We start from the raw sequence: 21,035 nt of genomic DNA, 5'->3' as shown, positions 1-21,035 counted from the left end.
ACTGACAAAGAACAGACCGAAAGGAAGGCGGATTCCGATGACATTTGCACCCTTGGAGCCTCAAGAACGACGCTCGCTGGGCACTCGGGTATACGAGAGCATCCGTGAAGGGATTGTTAGCCTGCAAGCTGAGCCTGGTGCGATGCTGTATGAGAACGAACTGGCCCAGTCCCTCGATGTCAGCCGTACGCCGATCCGCGAAGCCATTAGAATGCTGGTGGGGGACAAGCTGATTGAGGTGCTTCCCCAGCGAGGGACACGGATTGCGCGAATCTCACTTGTACAGGTAGGTGAAGCGCGCTTCGTAAGGGAGCAGCTGGAGACAGGGGCTTTTCGAATGGCAGCTAGAATGTGGAAGATGGAAGACCGCTCGATGATCGAACGCAGGTTAACCGACATCTTGGCGAATCAGCGACAAGCAGCAGAGCAGGGAGATATGTACCGGTTTCTGCAAGAAGATGAAGCCTTTCACCGTCAGATCATGGGAGTTGCAGGCAATTCGATCCTGTTGAATTTTGTAGACCAGATGCGGGCTCACATCAACCGGCTGCGACTGCTGGCGCTGCGTGAGCTTCGGCATGTCGGACCTGTGCTGGAAGAACATACCGAGTTGTTCGATGCTGTAAGGCAAGGCGAGGAAGAGCGAACCGTTACCATCCTGCACTCGCATATCGGTAAGCTGGAGGAGGAGCTTCCTTTGCTCATTGCTACGTATCCCCACTATTTCACAGACTATGAAGAGGAGCGTTTTCGATGAAAATGGTGTTCCGCTGGTATGGAGAAGGCAATGACAGTGTGACGCTCCAGCAGATTATCCAGATACCCGGGGTTGAAGGCATCGCCTGGTCCCTGCATGACGAGTTGCCTGGAGACGAATGGCCGCTTGAGAAAATCCAGGCGCTCCAGGAGCAAGTTGCCCCATATGGTTTGCATCTGGATGTTGTTGAGAGCGTTAACATTCACGAGGATATCAAGCTCGGACTGCCTACTCGCGACGGCTACATTGAGAATTATAAGCGTACATTGGAGAAGCTCGCTACTGTCGGCGTCAAGACGATTTGCTATAATTTTATGCCGGTTTTTGACTGGGTTCGGACCGAGCTGTTCCGGGAACTCGAGGATGGTTCGACAGCCCTGTTTTTTGAGAAATCGAGAGTGGATCAGATGGACCCGCTCGAACTGGTCAGGAAAATTGCCATTAATCCGGATTACTCCATGCCCGGCTGGGAGCCTGAACGACTGGCACATCTTTCGGCCAGCTTTGAGGCTTATCGAGAGGTTACCGAGGCGGATTTGTGGGAGAATCTCCGTTATTTCCTGGAAGCAATCATACCTACAGCTGAGCGTCTTGATATCAAAATGGCGATTCATCCCGACGACCCGCCTTATTCCATCTTCGGGTTGCCTCGGATTATTACCACCCGCGATAATATTCGGCGGCTGCTGACGCTGGTAGATAACCCATATAATTGCGTCACCTTGTGCAGTGGCTCCTTAAGCGCGCGTCCGGACAATGATATCGCCGCGATGGTCCGCGAATTTGGTGACCGGATTCCTTTTGCCCACATCCGCAATATCCGTTTGTATGACAATGGCGATTTCATCGAGACTTCGCACCGCGCTCAAGACGGCACAGTTGATATTTGCGATATCGTTGCCGCCTATCATGAGCAAGGCTATACAGGCTACGCGAGACCGGATCATGGCCGGCATATCTGGGATGAGGAGTGCAGGCCGGGATACGGGCTGTATGACCGGGCCATGGGCATTATGTATTTATGGGGCATTTGGGATTCCTTGCAACGACAATCCATAGGGAGGCATGGAGCATGATACCTATACATCCAGGTTTGGCAGGAAAAACGGCTGTCGTGACTGGTGGCAGCGGCGTCTTGTGCGCAGCAATGGCGAAGGAACTGGGGCGTCACGGGGTCAAGGTAGCCATTCTTAACCGTACCGCAGCAAAAGGAGAGGCGGTTGCCGCCTCCATTCGGGAACAAGGCGGGGACGCCATCGCTATCGCATGTGATGTTCTGGACCGCACGAGCGTTGAGGCGGCAGCGGCGCTTGTAACTAACACATTCGGCGGCTGTGATATTTTGATTAACGGTGCGGGTGGTAACCATCCCAAGGGCAGTACAACGAATGAAACCTACCGCTCGGAAGATGTCGATGATCCTGACACGACCAGCTTTTTTGATCTTAGTGTTGATGGCTTCGGACAAGTCTTCGATCTTAACTTTATCGGTACGCTCATTCCGACCCAAGTGTTTGCACGCGGGATGACCCATCGTCCGGGGGCTGTTGTCATTAACATGTCCTCCATGAGCGCACCCAGTCCTATGACCAAGGTGCCAGCATACAGTGCGGCCAAGGCAGCGGTAGATAATTTCACGCAATGGCTGGCCGTTCATATGGCGGATGCCGGAATTCGTGTGAATGCTATTGCGCCGGGCTTCTTCCTGACGGAGCAGAACCGCCGGCTGCTTACTAATGAGGACGGCTCGTTGACCGATCGTTCACACAAAATTATGGCCCATACGCCCATGCGGCGATTCGGCAAACCCGAGGATCTGCTTGGTACGCTTATCTGGCTGGTGGACGATCAGATGTCGGGATTTGTTACAGGCATTACCGTTCCGGTCGATGGCGGCTTTATGTCTTACTCGGGCGTTTAAGTAATTTATAGGATATGGAGCTCCTGGCCATTGGGCTGGGAGCTTCTTGTATTGGGCTGTCCACTGGTACTAGATAAGATTAGGACTATGAAATCAGCCCCTGCAAGCTATACTAAGGATATAACTCAGGTTGTTGAAAAGAAAAGCCTACAGTCACGGATCGATCTTCCAATCGCTGTTGTCCCCAGATTTCTTGGCTTTTTAACCGCTTTAGCGGTTGAAATCCGGGGACAAAGGCGAACGCTTCGCTTTTCCAGATTCGATTCCGTGCCTCTCCGGCCATTCTTCAACACTTTGATAACTTAAACTAATACAAATCAAATTCAAAAAGATTGCTTTTCAGCACCGAATTACCTTAAAAGGAGGAGTGATGACCATGTCTCGTAAATGGCTGGAAAAAGAAGCTCCCACATGGGTACAGCAAGATATTATCTCCCCGGCACAAGCCGAGAAGCTGCTGTCGTTGTATGATGAAAAAAAACGGACGATCGGCCTGTTGCCGATTTTGGGCAGCTTGCTGGTGGGCATTGGCATCCTGACCTATGTCGCTGCCAACTGGCAAGCCATCGGACATCTATGGCGGCTCCTGCTGCTTATTGCAGTGATGACTGGTTTCTATTTTGTAGGTGAACGTTTCCATCGCAACGGAGATCAGCGTCTTGGTATGGGTCTCCTGGCAATCGGTTTAACCAGCTTTGGAGGATCGATTTTCCTGATCGTGCAGATGTACCATCTGCTGCTGGTACAGTCCACTGCGTTTTTAATATGGGGCCTTGCCGCCGTTTTGCTGACGTGGTTGTACCCATCGCGGATACTGTTCCTGTATTCCGTTATTGTGCTAAATATTTCGCAATATTATAGCTTGTTAGATACAGAACAATTCAATATCTTCCCATTCCTGGTTCTTGCGATTGGTCTTGGAGCGTATTGGCTGCGATACCGCAATGGATGGCTGGCATGGGCGCTTGGACTCAGTCTGGTGTTGCAATCCGTGCTCATGATTGGAATGCAGGAGTGGAAGATCATCTGGTTCTTCCTGCCGGCTATGGCGATCTATGCCGCGGCCGATTGGCTGAAGGATCGCGGTGATGTCTTCGGACTGCAAGGCAGCGTACTGACAGGTATGTATATCTTCGGCATTATCATGGTTCTCTTCGCGGAAGAGATTCCCGTCCTGACCTTTGCTGCTGAAGACTTGATGAAGACGGTAATCTTCTTGCTTGTATTCGCCGGCCTGCTGGCTATCTCGGCATTGGGCAAGCGGAGGCACAGTCGCATCGGGACAATGGGGGACTGGTTATTGTTGCTGCCATGGTTCTTCATTACACAAGGTTCGGGATTCCTTTATCTGCTGGCGCTATGCTTCTACTCTCTATATGTGTTGTGGCATGGTTACTCCGAGCAATGGCGGTTCCGTGTTAACCTGGGTACGTTCCTGTTTCTATTCGCTGTGCTTCTGGCCTATGTCCGGCTGGCTTGGGATTTCATGGACAAATCTTTGTTCTTCATACTCGGAGGAATTCTGCTGCTGCTCCTCAGCTGGTACTTGAATCGGCGGCGGAAAAGCTTTCTGAACGGGGAAGGAGGGGATAAAGATGCGTAATCCCTTGCGTAGAAGATGGCTGCTGGCTATCCTGGTTTCGTTGCAGATCGCTGTTCTGGCAGGGATGGCGATTTCCAACGCCGCGGTGGGCTGGTATGGCCAACAGATCACATTAAAAACGGCTCCCGTTGATCCAAGAGATTTGTTCTATGGGGATTATGTCGTTTTACGATACGAGATTAGCAGTCTGGATGCATCGATGTGGACAGGAGCGGGACAACCAAGCTCGAAGGATATGGTCTACGTCAAGCTGCGCCGCTCCGCAGATGAGGGGGAAATCTACGAGGCGGTAGCTGTCTCACCAGAGCGACCAGACACAGCGGAGAATGAAGCTGTACTGCGTGGTCAGGTCAGGTATGCAGGTGGGCAAGAAATCCAGATTCGCTATGGACTGGAGCGGTACTATGTCCCCGAAGGCACGGGACGTGCGATTGAGGAAGAGCGTGTGAATTTACAGGCTCATGTACGTATAGCCCCCTGGGGACAGGCACGAATTATGGAGCTTATTCTGCCTTAAGACGAACAAGGAATAGGCGCATAAGGTCAATCTCTCCATCCAGGAGAGACTGGCCTTTTTTTTATATGCTAATGAAAGGAACCCTGCTTGTAGATCTAGGTCTATATGCATATTCTTCGTGGAAAAATGGTGCTTATGGGCAACCATTATTCGACGTTTTTTTCTTGATTCTTCTGTTACGCTCAGATTGAACTAAAACGAAATTGCAAATGGAGGAATGATACATGCAATGAACTTAGGAGTAATTGATTCTGATTTGCTAAAACGAAATTATTGAAGGGAGCAATGTCCTGTGTTTAGAAAAAGGTATGTGACGATTTATCTTTCACTTTTAATTATGGCCTTCAGTTTGCCTTCGGCCTTTGCCGATGAGGGGCCAACGGATGGGGCTTTACCGTTTATCCTGAAGAACGTGAATTTTGCTTTTGAAGAGCGGACGGATGCTGTCATTATAGATGCAGGGAAAAATGTAAACGATGCCTCCATTTCTGTAAGCGATTTCAGTGTTCATGTAAAGTCTACAAGAAAAGTGAATCCTGATTTTGTCGTGTATGATGGTCCACGAGTGGTCACGGATGTCTATATCAGCCAAGTGAAGGATACTGGTTCTCCCTCAGATAGCGGCCGATATATCATTGTTGATTTTGCAGATGTGGGCTGGGGCGATGGCGGTACAGCGATTGATGGGGGATATACCCTGGATTCCAAGTATACCATCACATACAAGGGCGACAAACTTTCGTATGCTGACGGCTCATCCCTCGCACCAACTTTTGCCCAGACCGGAGTTGTGAGTCCTGTCCTGGATCAATACAAATATGCCAATCATGACGGGCTGGATTACAGCTACTTCTATAACAATGACGCTCAGGAGCCGCTGCCGCTCGTCGTTTTCTTCCACGGTGGCGGACAGGGCAATGATATCTATACGCCGATCCGATTCAGCAACGGCGGTACGGTATGGGCCAACCCTGAGAATCAGGAAAAGTATCCCACGCACGTGCTGGCTCCACGTAATGCAACGACGGTAGAGAGCATGCACAAAGTGAAAGCTGTTATCGACAAAATGATTAAAGAGGGCAAGGTGGACCCGAACCGAATCTATATCACGGGGTTCTCCATGGGTGGAGGCTCCACCTGGACCTTCTTGCGGACATATCCGGAACTCGCAGCTGCAGCTGCCCCTCTATGCCCTGCTGGCGGACCGCAGAATGTAGAGAATGCTAAAAAGGTAGCCAATCTGCCACTGTGGACGTTTGTTGATGAAGAGGATTTCTTGTACAACTCGGTGGTGAACACGGACAAAACCTACTCGCCTTATTGGAACGATTCCCTGTTGACCATCATTCCTTTTAATCAATTAATGGACCCGCCATATAACGGGCATCGCTTCGATGGTCACTCGGTCTGGCTGCCAGTCTACAACGAATACGTGCATCCAGAGCGCGGCATGCTGATTGATTGGTTGTTCGAACAGAACAAAATCAGAGGCATCGAGGATGTAGAAGTGAGCACGAATGCCAAGGTAGCTCCTGTACTTCCAGATACAGTAGCCGTTGAAGTCAATTCCAGTGCGACAGGAATTGCCACGGAAAACCGTCCTGTGGTGTGGGACGCTATTGATCCACAGCGTTATGCTGTAGCAGGCGTATTTGAAGTAGAAGGTACAATTGAAGGTACGCTGAAGAAAGCAAAAGCTAAAGTAACCGTTGCGTCCGTTACTTCCAGCTCAGCCATGCTGACAGGTCCAGAGGTAGTACAACCGGGTCAACAATTCGATGTCACTTATGGCCTGAAGGACGTAAATCAGGATGTATATGCCCAAGACATCACCATCGTCTACGATGCTGCCAAGCTGGAGCTGGTGGGCTCTCCCGTCTCTGCTCATGCCGACAAGTTCATTATTGTGGACACAGAGGGGCAAGAAGGAAGCATTCGAATCCTTGGCGTCCATATCAATGAAGGAGTGAATGATCCGAATCAGAATCTCATTACCCTGCATTTCCGAGCCAAAAATACAACCGGTGTGACGGATATTCAAGTCTCGCAGCTTGTTATTGCCGATGGCGAAGGTGTGGAATCCGTTGTTGATGGCGATACACATGTCGTTGAAATTCGCAAACCAATTATTCCTGGTGACCTGAATAACGATGACAGAGTAAGCGTTGGTGACCTGGCATTGGTTGCTAAGGCATATGGCAAAACTTCAGATAGTCCAGATTGGAACCAGTTCAAGGCATATGACTTGAATCAAGATGGCGTTATTGACATTGAAGATCTTGTCGCCTTGGCGCGTCTCATCCTGACTAACTAATCATTAAGCTGCAGTCCAAGGTTATCGTTCAGGCCTCATGCGTTCCGTTCGATAGCCTTGGATCTGCTGCCAATGAACCAATTCCAAAAACTGATGTCTATGAACAAGGGAGACGATCTGCTTGAAGATTCGAATACTGCAGCTGCTGCTGTCCACGCTCCTGCTATTCGCGATGCTGCCGACCATGGCGTTCGCCCAGGACAAACCCCATTTCACGATGAGCAGCTCCGTCGGCCTTGCGGACGTTGGTGATGAAGTGATGATTACGGTGGAAGGTCATATGTTGAATGATGTTTATGGCTACGAGCTGCGTCTGTCGTATGACCCCAGCCTGATGAAGTTTCACCAAGCCACCACGAGTTGGGCTGGCTTCACTGTCCCTCCGATTGTTGAGAAGGATAGTATTATTTTCGCCCATACTATTGTTGGGAATAACAAGGGCAAGAGTGGTCAGTCGCACCTCGCCTCCTTGCGATTTGAAGTGATAGGTGAGGGTGCTGCTGCTATTGAGTTAAAACGTGTGAAGCTCGTAGACAGCAAGGGTAGCAGTACAACGACTGCCGAGCCTGGCATTAAAGTCGAGGTCACCAATCCTGCTCCTGTGAAGGAAGAAATCTACTATCAGGATACCGTAGGCCACTGGGCTGAGAAGGAGATTGCAAGAGCAACGGAGATGGGATGGGTTACCGGATACCCGGATGGCCGGTTTGCACCACAAGAAGAAGTAACTCGCGCCCAATTTACGACAATGCTTGCCAGGGCTCTTGAACTGTCCTATCCCTTGGATCAGGTTCAGACGTTCAGGGACCATGATCAGATTCCAGCGTATGCCAAAGCCCATGTGGCTCAAAGCGTAGCTGCCGGATTAGTCAAGGGCTATGAAGACGGCACATTCAGGCCGTCACAGCGGATTACCCGCTCCGAAATAACCGTCCTGGTCATGCGAGTGCTGGGATATGACGATCTCAGAGATTCGAGCGCGCCACTTGCCTTTGCTGATACCAATCAGATTCCGCAGTGGGCTTACCCGGCTGTCGCTGCAGCTTCTGACATTGGCATTGTCCAGGGAAGAGACAACAACCGGTTTGCGCCGGCGGGGTACACCACCCGTGCCGAAGCGGTGACCTTGATTCTGAGACTGTTGGACCAGATGTAAATGTGAGTCATCATAAGCCGGCTCTAAGAACAATAGCCTGTCTATACACGATGAATCGACAGCTTGACGCCGTCGTTCTTGTGTACAGACAGGCTATATCTTTGAAATAAACGGATGATGAGGCGTGAAGAGGAGAGGGAGGCTGGAGAAAGGTTAATGCTTCCGAAGTCGCTTTCTTGCAGAAAGCGTTTAAGCGTTCGCCTTTGTCCCCGGATTTCTACCGCTTAAGCGGTTAGTGAAAATGAAATCTGGGGACAACAGCGATCGTAAGCCCCCTCTCCTCGCAACAGGCATAGGAACGTTATTTAAGGAGCTATCTACTAGTGAGCCTGAGCAATACGGCACCATGCGATGGAACGGTAACAGATAGTTCTCCGTCGGGTGTAAGGTCCTGCTGCTGCCAGAGATCGCGAATTTCACGAAGGGCACCTTCCTCAGACAGGTAGGACTGGAGCGCATATTCCTGGGCGTGCTCGCCAGTATTGAATAAGGCCAGGTATCGATGACCATTGTCATCGCTGGCTGTCCAGACGATGCGTTCATGCTCACGCTCCAATTGGCGGGCGCTATGCCCATGACGATGCAGATTCAGCACGTCGCGATTGGTCAACAGGCTGTTGGTCCAGTCATCATTGTCGCGCAGCTCGCCGCCGAACATCAGCGGAGAGCGGAAGATGGACCAGAGCGTCATCATCGTCACTTGCTCGTCGCGCGTGAAGCGGGTCCAGCGATCACTGCCGCCGCCATCTACCGAGCGAATGCCGATATGTCCGAGCGGCAGCATGTCGCAATCGGGCCATTGACCTGGCGCAACGACCGCAGACCATTTGTCGCAGCGTTCAAACATGCCCTCCAGCAGCTTCCATAAGTCCCAGTAATCGTCCGTCATCCGCCACATGTTGGCATTGGAGGACAACACCTCGGCATGCTCTAACGGAGCAGGCCCGGGGGAGAGACTGAGCACCATGGGACGGCCACAGCGGTCAATCGCTTTGCGGATCATTTCAATTTCGGCTTGATGGAAATGATACAATCGGGAAGCCGCAATATCATCGACCTTTACAAAATCCACACCCCAAGAGGCGTACAGCTCGAATAGCGAATCATAATAGGCTTGGGAACCATCCTTGTCGGCATTCACGCCATACATATCGGTGTTCCAAGGGCAGATGGAATTGGTATGCGCGATTTGGCGGGCTGTCGCTTCGGTGCCCAGAATTGCGGTATCGGCATGAACTGCCTGCCGGGGTATGCCCCGCATGATATGAATACCGAACTTGAGGCCAAGGCCATGGACGTATTCGGCCAAGGGTTGAAAGCCCTTACCGCCTGCGGCAGAAGGAAAACGGTTCTCAGCCGGCATGAGGCGGGAATACTCGTCCATGACCAGCGGGACAAACGGTCGATAAGAGGAAGAGTAAGCGCCAGGCTCATACCATTGGATATCCACGACGACATATTCCCATCCATAATCCTTCAGATGTGTGGCCATATAGTCTGCATTGCCTCGAACTTCCTCTTCCGTCACACTTGCTCCGTAGCAATCCCAACTGTTCCACCCCATCGGTGGCGTCGTTGCGTAGTGATGATGATTCATGAGCTGCAGCAACCTCCTAAGTACGTTTGTGATTATCATAGTACGAGCGCATCACAATAACTATCCTAAATGCTTGCTCCCATTAGCAAAATATTGCTCTCCCAATCATAACAATATAATAACAACGTTGTTATTGAAGAAGTGCAAAGATTGTGCTATAGTGAAGGCAAAGCAAGGCGAAAGCGGGTTGGGTAGAAGATGATAACGATTAAGGAAATAGCCAAGCTCGCCGGATGCAGCTTCAGCACAGTCTCGAAAGCGCTTAACGATAGTCCGCTAGTGAAGGAAGAGACCAAACGCAAGGTGCTGCAAATCGCCGAGCAGTACGGCTACCGCAGAAATCTGCTGGCCAGGCAGCTGGTCAGCGGCAAGAGTCAGATGATCGGACTGATCTGGCAGGATGTCAACAATCCGCTGTATGCCCAGCTCGCAATGCGTCTATTCCAGATGTTCCAGGTTCACGGCTATGAGATCGTTATGATGATGTCGCCGCCGGAGCAAGCCTCGGATTGGTTCAGACAGATGAGAGTAGACGGGCTCATCTTCTGGGGGGACGTCGAGGAGCATGCGCTGCAGCTATCCAAGCGATTGTCCACGCTGGATACGCCGCTGCTGGTCGTAGGCAGCAACTTGCATCTTCCGGTGCATGCGCTGCAAATCGACCGCAAGGCAGGAATTTATGCGGCGGTAGAGCATCTGTTCAAGCTGGGTCACCGCAGAATCGGCTTTATAGGCGATTCGCAAGAGGTCAAGCTGCGCGGCTATAAGGAAGCGCTGTTGGATTTTGGCCTGCCACTCCGGCAAGGAGATGTACTCTCTGGCGGTCTCGCCTGGGAGGACGGCTACAAAGCAATTATGCAGATGCCTGAACAGGACGACTCGCCAAGCGCATTTATCGGCAGCAACAATCTCGTCACGCGTGGGGCGCTCCGAGCCTTCACCGAGCGGGGCATTGCGGTACCTGACAAGGTGTCGCTCATCGGCTATGACGAATTGCCCGAGATGGCGTATGCGGAGGTGCCGCTCACCTCAGTAGGCCCGCCTCTCGAAGAGGTTGCCGAGCGCACGGTGGAGATGATGATGCAGATCCTGCAGGACGGTGCGGAGCACCTCAGTCACACAATCAAGCCTGTGCTGCATACGCGTCGCTCTGTGGGAGCCCCCCGGGCTTGAAGCTGAGAGCCGCTGTGGCTCGGCTTTGGATAACAACGTTGTTAACTTAGAGTACAAGATGGAGGGTTATTATGACTTTGCCTCGTTTATCAAGTTCGCATCCGGCAGCAGCCGGCCAGAGCGGGAAATGGCCCGTCAAGGCAATACAGATCGGCGAGGGGAATTTCATTCGCGCCTTTGTCGATTGGATGATTCACCGCAGTAATGCCCAGGGCTTGTTCGAGGGTTCGGTACTGGTCACCCAGCCCCGTCCGGGCGGAGCACGCAAGCTGGAAGTCATGAAAGAACAAGATGGTTTATTCACGCTAGTGGAGCGGGGGATAAGCGGCGGGGAGACGGTTGACCGGACGGAGCTCATCTCCAGTGTCTCGCAATGCGTTGACCCCTACGCCGAGTGGGATACGTTCCTGGCGACAGCGGAAGATCCCCAGATTGAATTTATCTTCTCCAACACAACGGAGGCCGGGGTTGTCTACACGGAGGAAGTCTATGACGTCTCGCAGCCGATCTTGTCTTATCCAGGCAAGCTGACGGCCTGGTTATACCGGCGTTTCCAATCACTCGGCCCAGACAGTGGCATGGTCATTGTTCCCTGTGAGCTGCTGCCCCGTCCAGGTGACGCCTTGCTGCGCGTCGTGCTGCAGAAAGCTCAGGCCTGGCAGCTGGGAGCGGAGTTCGAGCGCTATATTCAGCAGGCCAACCGGTTTGTGAACTCGCTGGTTGACCGGATTGTGACCGGCTATCCCCCGGAGCCCGAGGCTAATCTACTGCAAGAGCAACTGGGCTATGAAGACCGGATGCTGGTGACCGCCGAGCCTTACTATCAATGGGTCATTGAAGGCGATACTGAATTGGCGCGACGGTTGCCGTTTGCAGAAGCGGGGCTGCAGGTGGAATGGGTTAGCGACCTGCAGCCGTACAGTGTTCGTAAAGTGCGGATTCTGAACGGCGCGCATACCTTCCTCGTGCCCATGGCTTATCTGCTTGGTCATGACATCGTACGGGATGCCATCGCGGATGAGCGGATTGCTTCCCCGCTTCGCCAATTTCTGAGCGAGACGGTATCGGCGATTCTGCCCTTTTCCAAGGATGAATCAGCGGCGTATATTCAGCAGACGCTGGAGCGTTTTTCGAATCCGTTCATTGATCACAAACTGCTTGATATTGCCTTGAACTCGATTCAGAAGTTTCAGACGCGGCTGCAGCCGACCATGCGGGAGTATGCCGCAGCCCAGGGGATTGTTCCACAACCCATGATTGCCTCTCTGGCTGCCTTTATCCGTTTCCACCGCTGCGTATCAGATGGTGTGCACTGGCAAGGATATCGTATCAAGGATGGCAGGAAGGAAGCTTATGAATTGAAGGATAATGCCGATGCGCTGGCTGCCTTCGCTGGATTGTGGACCGTCTATGAACAGACACAGGATATCACAGTCCTGGTTGCGGGCGTGATGGAGTCAGAAGCGATCTGGACTTCCCCGCCGGGCCTTGAACTGCCTGCCGAGCTGAAGGATGGTTGTTACTCGCAACTGGCAAGCGCGCTGTCTGCATTGCTCTCTCAGGAAGAGGAGGAAACGCAATGAGTGCATACATTAAGATCAATCAGGAAGACTCGGTTTTTATCCTGTATCAGGAGACAAAGGCCGGGACGGAATTCGAGATTGATGGTACAATAATAACGTTGCAAGAGGACATCCCTGCCGGGCACAAAGCAGCCGTGAAAGCGATTGCCAAAGGCGAGCACGTTTACAAATTTGGCTATTCCATCGGCGTCGCTCAGCAGGATATTGCTCCCGGTGCATGGGTGCATACGCATAATCTGAAGTCCGGCTTGTCCGGCTTGCTTTCTTATACGTATGAACCACAGCTGCAGGTTGAACCCCATCCAGCCGAGATCCCAACGTTCGACGGCTACCTGCGGGCGAATGGTGAAGCCGGCATTCGCAATGAAATCTGGATTATTAACACGGTTGGATGTATCAACAAAACCTGTGAACGTCTGGAGAAGCTGGCGGGCAGCCGTTATGCAGGCAGAGGCATTGACGGTGTACATCACTTCTCGCATCCACTGGGCTGTTCGCAGCTCGGTGATGATCTGACCTACACGCAGAAGCTGCTAGCCGCGCTTGCCAATCATCCTAATGCGGCTGGCGTGCTGGTGGTCGGCCTCGGCTGCGAGAACAACCAGATCGGTGAGTTCAAGCAGGTCATCGGTGATCCTGATCCGAATCGGATCAAGTTCATGTCGGCCCAAGAGGTGGATAACGAGCTGGAGCGCGGGTTAGAGCTTCTCGATGAGCTCGTTGCCTATGCCGAGACCATGATGCGGGAGCCGATTCCTGTCACCAAGCTGAAGGTAGGGCTGAAGTGCGGCGGCTCCGATGGTTTCTCGGGCATTACGGGAAATCCACTCGTTGGTGCGTTCTCCGACAAGCTTATCAGCTATGGCGGGACGTCGATTCTGACCGAGGTTCCGGAGATGTTTGGGGCCGAGACGATTCTTATGAACCGAGCCAAGGACGAAGAAACCTTCAGCAAGATCGTCTCGCTCGTCAACGATTTCAAGGCCTATTTCATCCGTTATGGTCAGGAAGTCTACGAGAATCCTTCCCCAGGCAACAAGAGCGGCGGCATCAGTACCCTGGAAGAAAAGTCGCTCGGTTGTACGCAGAAGGGCGGTACCAGCAATGTGATGGACGTTCTGCCTTATGGTGAACGCGTCCATGCCCAGGGTCTGAATCTGGTCCAGGCTCCCGGCAATGATCAGGTATCCGTTACCGCGCTGGCGGCAGCAGGCGCCCACATCGTGTTATTCACGACTGGCCGGGGTACACCATTCGGCGGCGCAGTGCCGACAGTCAAGATTTCGACGAATTCGGGTCTTGCCGAGCGCAAAAAGCACTGGATCGATTTCAATGCCGGCCAGCTGATTGACGGCGCTGACAAGGACGAAGTCAGAGACGGGCTATTCCAGTACGTCCTGGATCTCGCCTCCGGCAAGAAGGAAACAAACAACGAGCTGTACGGTTACCGCGAAATTGCTATCTTCAAGGACGGCGTGACCCTGTAGTAGAGCAAACCTAAAAACGGACGATATAGGAGGATTCATTTGACATGACTATTATTGCACAGGATCAACTGGCGGATTTTGTCCGCAAAACGGTCGCCAACCAACCGGTAACCGATCTGCATACCCACCTGTACGCACCGGCATTCGGAGGCTTGCTGCTTCGCGGCATCGACGAGCTGCTGACGTACCACTATCTGGTCGCAGAAGTTATGCGCTGGTCAGATATTTCCATTGAAGATTTCTGGAAGCTGAGCAAGCAGGAGCAGGCGGATCTGATCTGGCAGGAGCTGTTCGTCAACCATTCGCCGATCAGTGAAGCTTGTCGGGGCGTGCTGACTTGTCTCGATGAGTTCGGCCAGGATGTAGGCAGCCGCGATCTGGCGAGCTACCGCAAGTTCTTTGATGGCATGAGCCCGGAAGAGCATGTGGACGCGACGCTGAAGCTGGCCAAGGTCGAGCATGTTGTCATGACCAATGATATCTTTAATGAAGAAGAGCGCAAGGTATGGCTGAGCGGTGTTAAATACGACGAGCGTTTCCACGCTGTACTGCGTATGGACCCGCTGCTTAACGACTATAGCAACACCAAGACGCTGCTCCGCGAGTGGGGTTATGAGGTACAGGACGAATGGAATGAAGCAACCATTGGTGAAGTGCGCCGCTTCCTGACGGACTGGATCGACCGCATGAATCCGCTATACATGGCCGTCTCGCTGCCGCCGGACTTTGCGTTCCCTGAGGATTCCGACCGCTCCCGCGTAATTGCAGACTGCATTTTGCCGATCAGCCGCGAGCGCAACATCCCGTTTGCCATGATGATCGGGGTCAAGAAAAGAGTGCATCCGGCCCTTGGAGATGCTGGCGATTTTGTCGCCAAGGCAGGTCTCGAATCGCTCGAGCATATGCTGCTCCACTACCCGCAGAACAAATTCCTGGTTACCATGCTCTCCCGCGAGAACCAGCATGAGCTGACAACACTGGCACGCAAATTCCGCAACCTGATGGTATTCGGCTGCTGGTGGTTCTTGAACAATCCAGTCTTCATCAATGAGATGACCCGGATGCGGATGGAGATGCTGGGCACGAGCATGATTCCACAGCACTCCGATGCGCGCGTACTGGATCAGGTTGTCTACAAATGGAGCCACTCCAAACGCATCATCGGCGACGCACTTATCGACAAGTATACAGACATCGCCGCAACCGGCTGGAACGTTACAGCCGAAGAAATCGAGCGCGACGTGGCGGACCTGTTCTACAACAATTTCTGGAACTTCCTGAAGCGGGAGCTGCCAGCAGGCTAAGCAACCAGTCTGCCTGCGCTGCAGCCCTGACATCCGATGAATGACTTTGAACGAGCGATGAAGCTGGACCAGCTTCGTCGCTTTTCATATGAAAAGGAGGCCATCCCTATGAAGTTTATCAACTGGCGTGAGCGTGAGGAAATCAAGCTGGGCATTTTGACTGATCGTGGCGTATTGAAGGTGGCGGAGGCGGCTTCTGAGCTGGATATGAACGTCCCGTTGACGCTCCCAGCTACAATGGCAGGCGGTAGCAAGGCAGCGGAAGCTCTGGTTGCTCTCGTAGAACAAGCGGCCGGAGCACCCAATGCGGCAATATATGCACCGATCGATGAGCTGGATTTGGCGCCTTGCGTGACGGATCCAGGCAAGATCATTTGCATTGGACTGAACTACAGCAAGCATGCCGAGGAGACCGGCGCGCGCATCCCGGATTACCCGATCCTCTTCAATAAATTCAATAATGCGCTTAGCGCTCATGGGGACGAAGTGATCATTCCGAAGGTGACGACCAAGGTCGATTATGAAGCCGAGCTGGCCATCGTCATCGGCAAGCGTGCTAAGGATGTCTCCGAAGAGGATGCCTTGTCCTATGTGTTTGGCTACTGCTGCGCCAACGACGTCTCTGCCCGTGATCTTCAGGCACGGACCCGGCAATGGCTACTGGGCAAGAGCTGTGATGGCTTTGCGCCAATCGGTCCGTATGTAGCTACAGCTGATGAAATAGCGGATCCCAATGCTTTGAGCATTCAGACGACGGTCAATGGTGAGCTGCGTCAGAACTCCAGCACGGGCGATATGATTTTCTCCTGCAAAACGCTGGTCAGCTATATCTCGCAGCATATGACGCTGTTGCCTGGTGATATCATTTTGACGGGCACACCGGAGGGCGTCATCGTGGGTTACCCGCCTGAACAGCAAGTCTACTTGCAGGATGGGGATAGCGTAACCATCTCCATTGAAGGTCTGGGTGAACTTACGAATGTGATGCGAGCCGAGTAATCACTAATTTATATATGATTTTAGATGTGATAAATAGGTGCTTTTCCGACCGCCTTTCCTTTATAATCAATAGGGGATGAGGCGGATCGGTCTCGTGAGTCATCTTGAGAACGCTCTCAAAAGCCGTCCTTCGGAATAGGAGAGGGAGTATCATGCTTCGCTACTTAAATGATATGAAACTGCAAAGAAAGCTGATGCTGACCTTTATCACCATTGTATTCGTGCCGGTGATGATCGTTGGAATGTTTCTGACTGGCGAGCTGCGGCAAATGGCGCTATCCAATGCCATGGAGCAAAATGCGCTTAACGTCGACCGGGTACTGAAGCGTACCGCTGAAATTATAAATGTCTCGTATGACATCTCCTACCGGCTATCTTATGATAACCGGCTTAAGGATGTCGCCAATCGGCAATATCAATCCGTCTATGAGGTAGTCAGCGCCTATCGCGGCTATCCGGATTTTCGGGAATATGCCAGGCTGTACAAGGAAATAACGGATATTCGCTTCTATATAGATAACGATACGCTGCTCAATAACTGGGAGTTCATTCAACCGACGGAGCAAATTGTTGAGCAGCCCTGGTATCAGCAGGCACTGGCCACGAACGGGCTGATCTCCTGGAACCGGATCGAGGATGAGCGGGATCAGATTCAGCGCTTTAGCCTGGTGCGTAAAGTTGATTTTCGTGATAATGGCGGTGAGGGAGTACTAGTCATCAATGTGAACACGAATCTACTGCAGTCGATTCTGAATCAGGAAGCGTTCGAGACGATGATTGTGGATGATAAGGATGCCATTATTGCGGCTAACCGTCCGGGCCGAACCGGAAGGACCCTTGCAGACATTCAATTCGATGAAAAGGTCATGCATGAGGAAAGCGGTGCGTTCGATGCGGTGGTGGACGGCAATGCTTCCAAGATTCTGATCGAGCAGTTGCTGCCGCAATCCAGCTACAATGGTATTCGGGTCATCTCGGTTTTCTCAGTAGACAGCATCGTCCGGGATGCGAATCGCATCAACAATGTGGCGCTCATCGTCATCGGCATCAGTCTGGTCATCGCGATCATATTGATCTATGCCTTCTCCGCGCTCATCTCTAACCGTCTGCGCCGGCTGAGCAAGCATATCAGCAAGGTGGCAACCGGTAATTTCGAGACGTCTATGGCCATTGACGGCAGGGACGAGATTGGTCAGCTCTCCAGGCAGTTCAATGCAATGGTTGTCAGTATTGATGAGCTGATGATGGAGGTAAAGGAGTCAAACCGGCAGCGTAGCGAGCTGGAGCTGAGACAAAATGAAATCAAGTTCAAAATGCTCGCCAGTCAGATCAATCCGCATTTCCTCTTCAACACGTTGGAATCGATTCGTATGAAAGCCCATCTGAGCGGACAGCCGGGCATAGCCCGCGTCGTCAAGATGCTGGGACGAATGATGCGGGCCAACCTGGAGGCAGGCAAGCGGACAGTCATGCTGCGCGATGAGCTGGATATTGTGAATAGCTATCTGGAGATTCAGCAGTTTCGTCATGAAGAGCTGCTGTCCTATGAGGTCATCTCAGAGCCTGACGTTGGTCAAGTTCAAGTGCCGCCGCTCATCATCCAGCCGCTGGTGGAAAATGCGGTTATCCATGGTTTGGAGCGCCAGGAAGCGGGCGGCACGGTGCGCGTTAGAGCATGGCGCGAGAGGGATGAGGTCGTCATCCTTGTCGAAGATAATGGACTCGGTATTGCACCCGAGCGTCTTGAGTCGATCCTCGCTTCTTTTGCCGACCGCGAAGAGGATGACGGACATCGAATTGGCATACGCAATGTACACCTGCGTCTGCAGCTCGCTTATGGTGCAGAGTATGGGCTGGAGATGGATAGCGAGCTGGGCGAGGGGACGAGGATTCGATTCCGCGTTCCGGCAGGAGGAGGAACGATATGATTAAAGTCGTTATTGTCGATGATGAGAAGATGATCCGCGAAGGACTGAAGGCGATCATGCCGTGGCAAGAGATGGGCTATGAGGTCGTAGCGACTGCGGCCAACGGACGGGAAGGTGTGGAGAAATTTTCGGAGCATCGCCCCGATCTGATGATCGTCGACATCCGGATGCCGGGCATGGATGGATTGGAGCTTATTGAATCGGTCCGCGCCCTGGGAGGCTCGACCCGTTTTCTCATTCTGAGCGGTTACGCGGATTTTGAATATGCCAAGCGAGCCATCAAGCTGCAGACAGATGGTTATCTGCTGAAGCCGGTGGATGAGGATGAACTGCAGCAGCATCTGATGAAGCTGCGCGATATTCTGGAAGCCGAGGCATCAGAGCGGTTACGGGCTGCTGCACCCAAGGACCGAGACCAGCTATTCCGGGAGCTGCTGGAGGGGACGGTTGAGCTATCGAAAACCGATCAGGATGAGCTGAATTGGACCAATGGACGCATCTTGCTGTTGCGGTTGTCTGGCGTATCTCTGGAGTCCGGGGAGCTGCAGGCGGCTGTCAAGGAACGGCTGGTAGAGGCCGTAGAGCAGGAGGGGCGCGGCTTTGTGTTTTGGCATCAACAGGAGCTGGTGCTGGCACTGCGTGATACGTATGAACTCGACCAGGCGCAGCAGCTCCTCCAGCAAGCGATACAGGATTCCGCGATGGACTGGGTAGCATCGGCTGGCCGGGTAGTCAAAGGGCCTTGCGCGTGGCCGGCCAGCCGTGCCGATGCCCAGGCTCTGCTCAAGGAAGCTTTCCGCTATGCTGGTCGACAGATTATCACGGATGGGGTCGAGCCAGTGGTTCCAGCGTGGCTGCCTGAGGAAGGCGATGTACCGGATAATGCTGCCGCGCTGGCTGACAAAGTCTATTATGCTGTCGATGCCGGCAATACCGAGGCTGCGCAGCGGATGTTAGAGGGTGTGGGCTGGAGCTGGTATCTGACCGGTACGTCGGAGCAAGAGCTCAAATCCCGACTCGTTCAGGCTACACACAGCATCATTCATCGATTAGTGCAGCATCGTCCCGAGCTGACCCGCGAACCGGGCGATTATGCCCCGGAGCTGCTCCATGCATACCGGATGTCTCATTTCACTGATGTGATTGCATGCGTCATGCAGGCGCTGGAAACCGTCGTCAGCCGGCTGGATCAGGGCAGCTCGGACCAGCAGATCAAACGATTGATTGATTTCATCCACCGTAACTACAACCAGCAGTTGCGGCTGGAGATGCTGGCGGAGGTGTTCAATTACAACAGCGCCTACCTGGGCAAGCTGTTCAAGACCAAGACTGGAGAGTACTTCAACACCTATCTGGACAAAGTGCGGATCGAGCATGCCAAGACGATGCTCGCCGAAGGCATGAAAGTATACCAGGTCGCCGATCGCGTCGGTTATCTCAATGCGGACTATTTCCATACCAAATTCAAAAAATATGTTGGCATCTCGCCTACGGGCTATCGCAAGCTCTAGCTTGAAGAAACTTAAACGTCGGAGCTTGGCCATTACTTCAATAGTTCAAAAGAGCCCTTACCCAAAAGGAGATTTATTTACTTTGGGTAAGGGCTTTTTTTGCAATTTCAGATCGCTAATTTTTATATGATTTTAGCCTCAATCCATAGGGTACTGCAACCGCTTTAATTCGTTTAAGATAGCTATAGAAAGCAAGGAGGTATCATCATGGAAGCGATCACAGCCAAGAAACCGGAGAAGCAAAAACCGAAACCGAAATCAGGTCGATTCTTTAAAATTGCCCTGCAGCAGCGGTATCTGTACCTTATGTCGCTTCCCTTCGTTATCTGGGTTTTTGTATTTAGCTATTTGCCCCTGTGGGGCTGGACGATGGCCTTTCAAAATTTCAGACCAGGCCGTTCGTTCTTTGATCAAACATGGGTAGGCTTCGATCACTTTATCGCACTCTTTAGCGACGATCGTTTCTTCCTCGCACTGCGTAATACGCTGGCGATGAGCTTTATGGGACTGATTGCAGGCTTCACTGTACCGATCATCCTCGCGATTCTTATTAACGAGGTCCGTCAGCAGGTGTTCAAGCGATTCGTTCAGACCGTGTCGTATCTGCCGCACTTCGTATCGTGGGTCGTAGTAGCAGGTATCGTAACCAAGATGCTGTCCACGGAAAACGGCGCAGTCAATGACCTGCTAATGTTCCTGGGCGTGATCGATACACCCTATCAATTCATGGCCAAGGGCAATTGGTTCTGGTCGATCGTCACAGCTGCAGATGTCTGGAAGGAAAGCGGATGGAACGCCATCATCTATCTGGCAGCCATCGCTGGCATCGGGCCAGAATTGTATGAAGCCGCCAAGGTGGACGGCGCAAGCCGCATTCAGCAGATCTGGCATGTCACGATACCGGGAATCCGGACGACGATTATCGTCCTGCTGATCATGTCGATTGGTCATTTGGTCAGTATCGGTTTTGAGAAGCAGTTCCTTCTCAGTAACAACCTGGTGAGGGAATACGCGGAAGTATTGGATCTGTACGCTCTTAATTACGGGCTTGGCATGGGCAGGTTCTCCTATGGTACGGCAATCAACATGTTTAACTCTGTTGTCAGTATCCTGCTGCTCTTTATCGCCAACGGTACATTCAAGCGCATCACCAAAGAAAGCATCATGTAAGAGGGGGCTTTACGC

General features: G+C 52.4%; 16 protein-coding genes. 15 read left to right on the top strand and 1 reads right to left on the bottom strand.

Translation table 11 applies throughout. The annotated features are described in order from the left end of the window. The first annotated feature begins 37 nt into the window (after positions 1 to 37). The 7 genes from F556_RS0110935 (at position 38) to F556_RS0110905 (ending at position 8,268) form a co-directional block, all read left to right on the top strand. A complete protein-coding gene (locus F556_RS0110935; RefSeq protein WP_020616991.1) occupies positions 38 to 757 on the top strand; it encodes a GntR family transcriptional regulator in 720 nt (239 codons plus the stop codon). Beyond that, positions 754 to 1,833: a mannonate dehydratase gene (gene uxuA, locus F556_RS0110930; RefSeq protein WP_020616990.1), complete on the top strand. Its 1,080-nt coding sequence runs from the start codon at positions 754 to 756 to the stop codon at positions 1,831 to 1,833. The genes F556_RS0110935 and uxuA overlap by 4 nt, the downstream gene beginning before the upstream one ends. Continuing rightward, positions 1,830 to 2,678, top strand: coding sequence for an SDR family oxidoreductase (locus tag F556_RS0110925; RefSeq protein ID WP_020616989.1), 849 nt, complete (start codon positions 1,830 to 1,832; stop codon positions 2,676 to 2,678). Before uxuA ends, F556_RS0110925 begins: the two co-directional genes overlap by 4 nt. A gap of 376 nt (positions 2,679 to 3,054) precedes the next feature. After that, complete coding sequence (locus F556_RS0110920) at positions 3,055 to 4,281, top strand: DUF2157 domain-containing protein (RefSeq protein ID WP_020616988.1); 1,227 nt, start codon at positions 3,055 to 3,057, stop codon at positions 4,279 to 4,281. A gap of 4 nt (positions 4,282 to 4,285) precedes the next feature. Beyond that, entirely contained in the window at positions 4,286 to 4,798 is a 513-nt protein-coding gene (locus F556_RS0110915) for a GDYXXLXY domain-containing protein (RefSeq protein ID WP_245583043.1), read from the top strand. Positions 4,799 to 5,090: 292 nt separating this feature from the next. Further along, positions 5,091 to 7,112 carry a cohesin domain-containing protein gene (locus F556_RS0110910; RefSeq protein ID WP_157272695.1) on the top strand — a complete coding sequence of 674 codons (2,022 nt, stop codon included), beginning with the start codon at positions 5,091 to 5,093 and terminating at the stop codon, positions 7,110 to 7,112. Positions 7,113 to 7,233: 121 nt separating this feature from the next. Then, entirely contained in the window at positions 7,234 to 8,268 is a 1,035-nt protein-coding gene (locus F556_RS0110905; RefSeq protein ID WP_020616985.1) for an S-layer homology domain-containing protein, read from the top strand. Between the two features lie 313 nt (positions 8,269 to 8,581). Here F556_RS0110905 and F556_RS0110900 read toward each other — a convergent pair whose 3' ends face one another. Beyond that, on the bottom strand, positions 8,582 to 9,865 hold the full coding sequence (locus F556_RS0110900; RefSeq protein ID WP_020616984.1) for a glycoside hydrolase family 27 protein: 1,284 nt from the start codon (positions 9,863 to 9,865) through the stop codon (positions 8,582 to 8,584). Positions 9,866 to 10,063: 198 nt separating this feature from the next. Between F556_RS0110900 and F556_RS0110895 the strand changes: the two genes are divergently transcribed. The 8 genes from F556_RS0110895 (at position 10,064) to F556_RS0110860 (ending at position 21,020) form a co-directional block, all read left to right on the top strand. Then, entirely contained in the window at positions 10,064 to 11,038 is a 975-nt protein-coding gene (locus F556_RS0110895) for a LacI family DNA-binding transcriptional regulator (RefSeq protein WP_020616983.1), read from the top strand. Between the two features lie 71 nt (positions 11,039 to 11,109). Then, a complete protein-coding gene (locus F556_RS33700; RefSeq protein WP_020616982.1) occupies positions 11,110 to 12,621 on the top strand; it encodes a tagaturonate reductase in 1,512 nt (503 codons plus the stop codon). Next, positions 12,618 to 14,108: a UxaA family hydrolase gene (locus F556_RS0110885; RefSeq protein ID WP_020616981.1), complete on the top strand. Its 1,491-nt coding sequence runs from the start codon at positions 12,618 to 12,620 to the stop codon at positions 14,106 to 14,108. Before F556_RS33700 ends, F556_RS0110885 begins: the two co-directional genes overlap by 4 nt. A gap of 44 nt (positions 14,109 to 14,152) precedes the next feature. Continuing rightward, on the top strand, positions 14,153 to 15,412 hold the full coding sequence (locus F556_RS0110880; RefSeq protein WP_020616980.1) for a glucuronate isomerase: 1,260 nt from the start codon (positions 14,153 to 14,155) through the stop codon (positions 15,410 to 15,412). A gap of 108 nt (positions 15,413 to 15,520) precedes the next feature. Beyond that, on the top strand, positions 15,521 to 16,411 hold the full coding sequence (locus F556_RS0110875; protein WP_020616979.1) for a fumarylacetoacetate hydrolase family protein: 891 nt from the start codon (positions 15,521 to 15,523) through the stop codon (positions 16,409 to 16,411). 173 nt (positions 16,412 to 16,584) lie between these two features. Continuing rightward, a complete protein-coding gene (locus tag F556_RS0110870; protein WP_245583042.1) occupies positions 16,585 to 18,339 on the top strand; it encodes a sensor histidine kinase in 1,755 nt (584 codons plus the stop codon). Further along, complete coding sequence (locus F556_RS0110865; RefSeq protein WP_020616977.1) at positions 18,336 to 19,850, top strand: response regulator transcription factor; 1,515 nt, start codon at positions 18,336 to 18,338, stop codon at positions 19,848 to 19,850. Before F556_RS0110870 ends, F556_RS0110865 begins: the two co-directional genes overlap by 4 nt. A gap of 207 nt (positions 19,851 to 20,057) precedes the next feature. Then, the gene (locus tag F556_RS0110860; protein WP_020616976.1) at positions 20,058 to 21,020 is read left to right on the top strand and encodes an ABC transporter permease; all 963 of its coding nucleotides are present in this window, start codon (positions 20,058 to 20,060) and stop codon (positions 21,018 to 21,020) included. Positions 21,021 to 21,035: the final 15 nt, after the last annotated feature.

Source organism: Paenibacillus daejeonensis DSM 15491 (genome assembly GCF_000378385.1).
Classification (GTDB): domain Bacteria; phylum Bacillota; class Bacilli; order Paenibacillales; family Paenibacillaceae; genus Paenibacillus_D; species Paenibacillus_D daejeonensis.
This window is presented reverse-complemented; position numbering and strand designations above follow the sequence as displayed.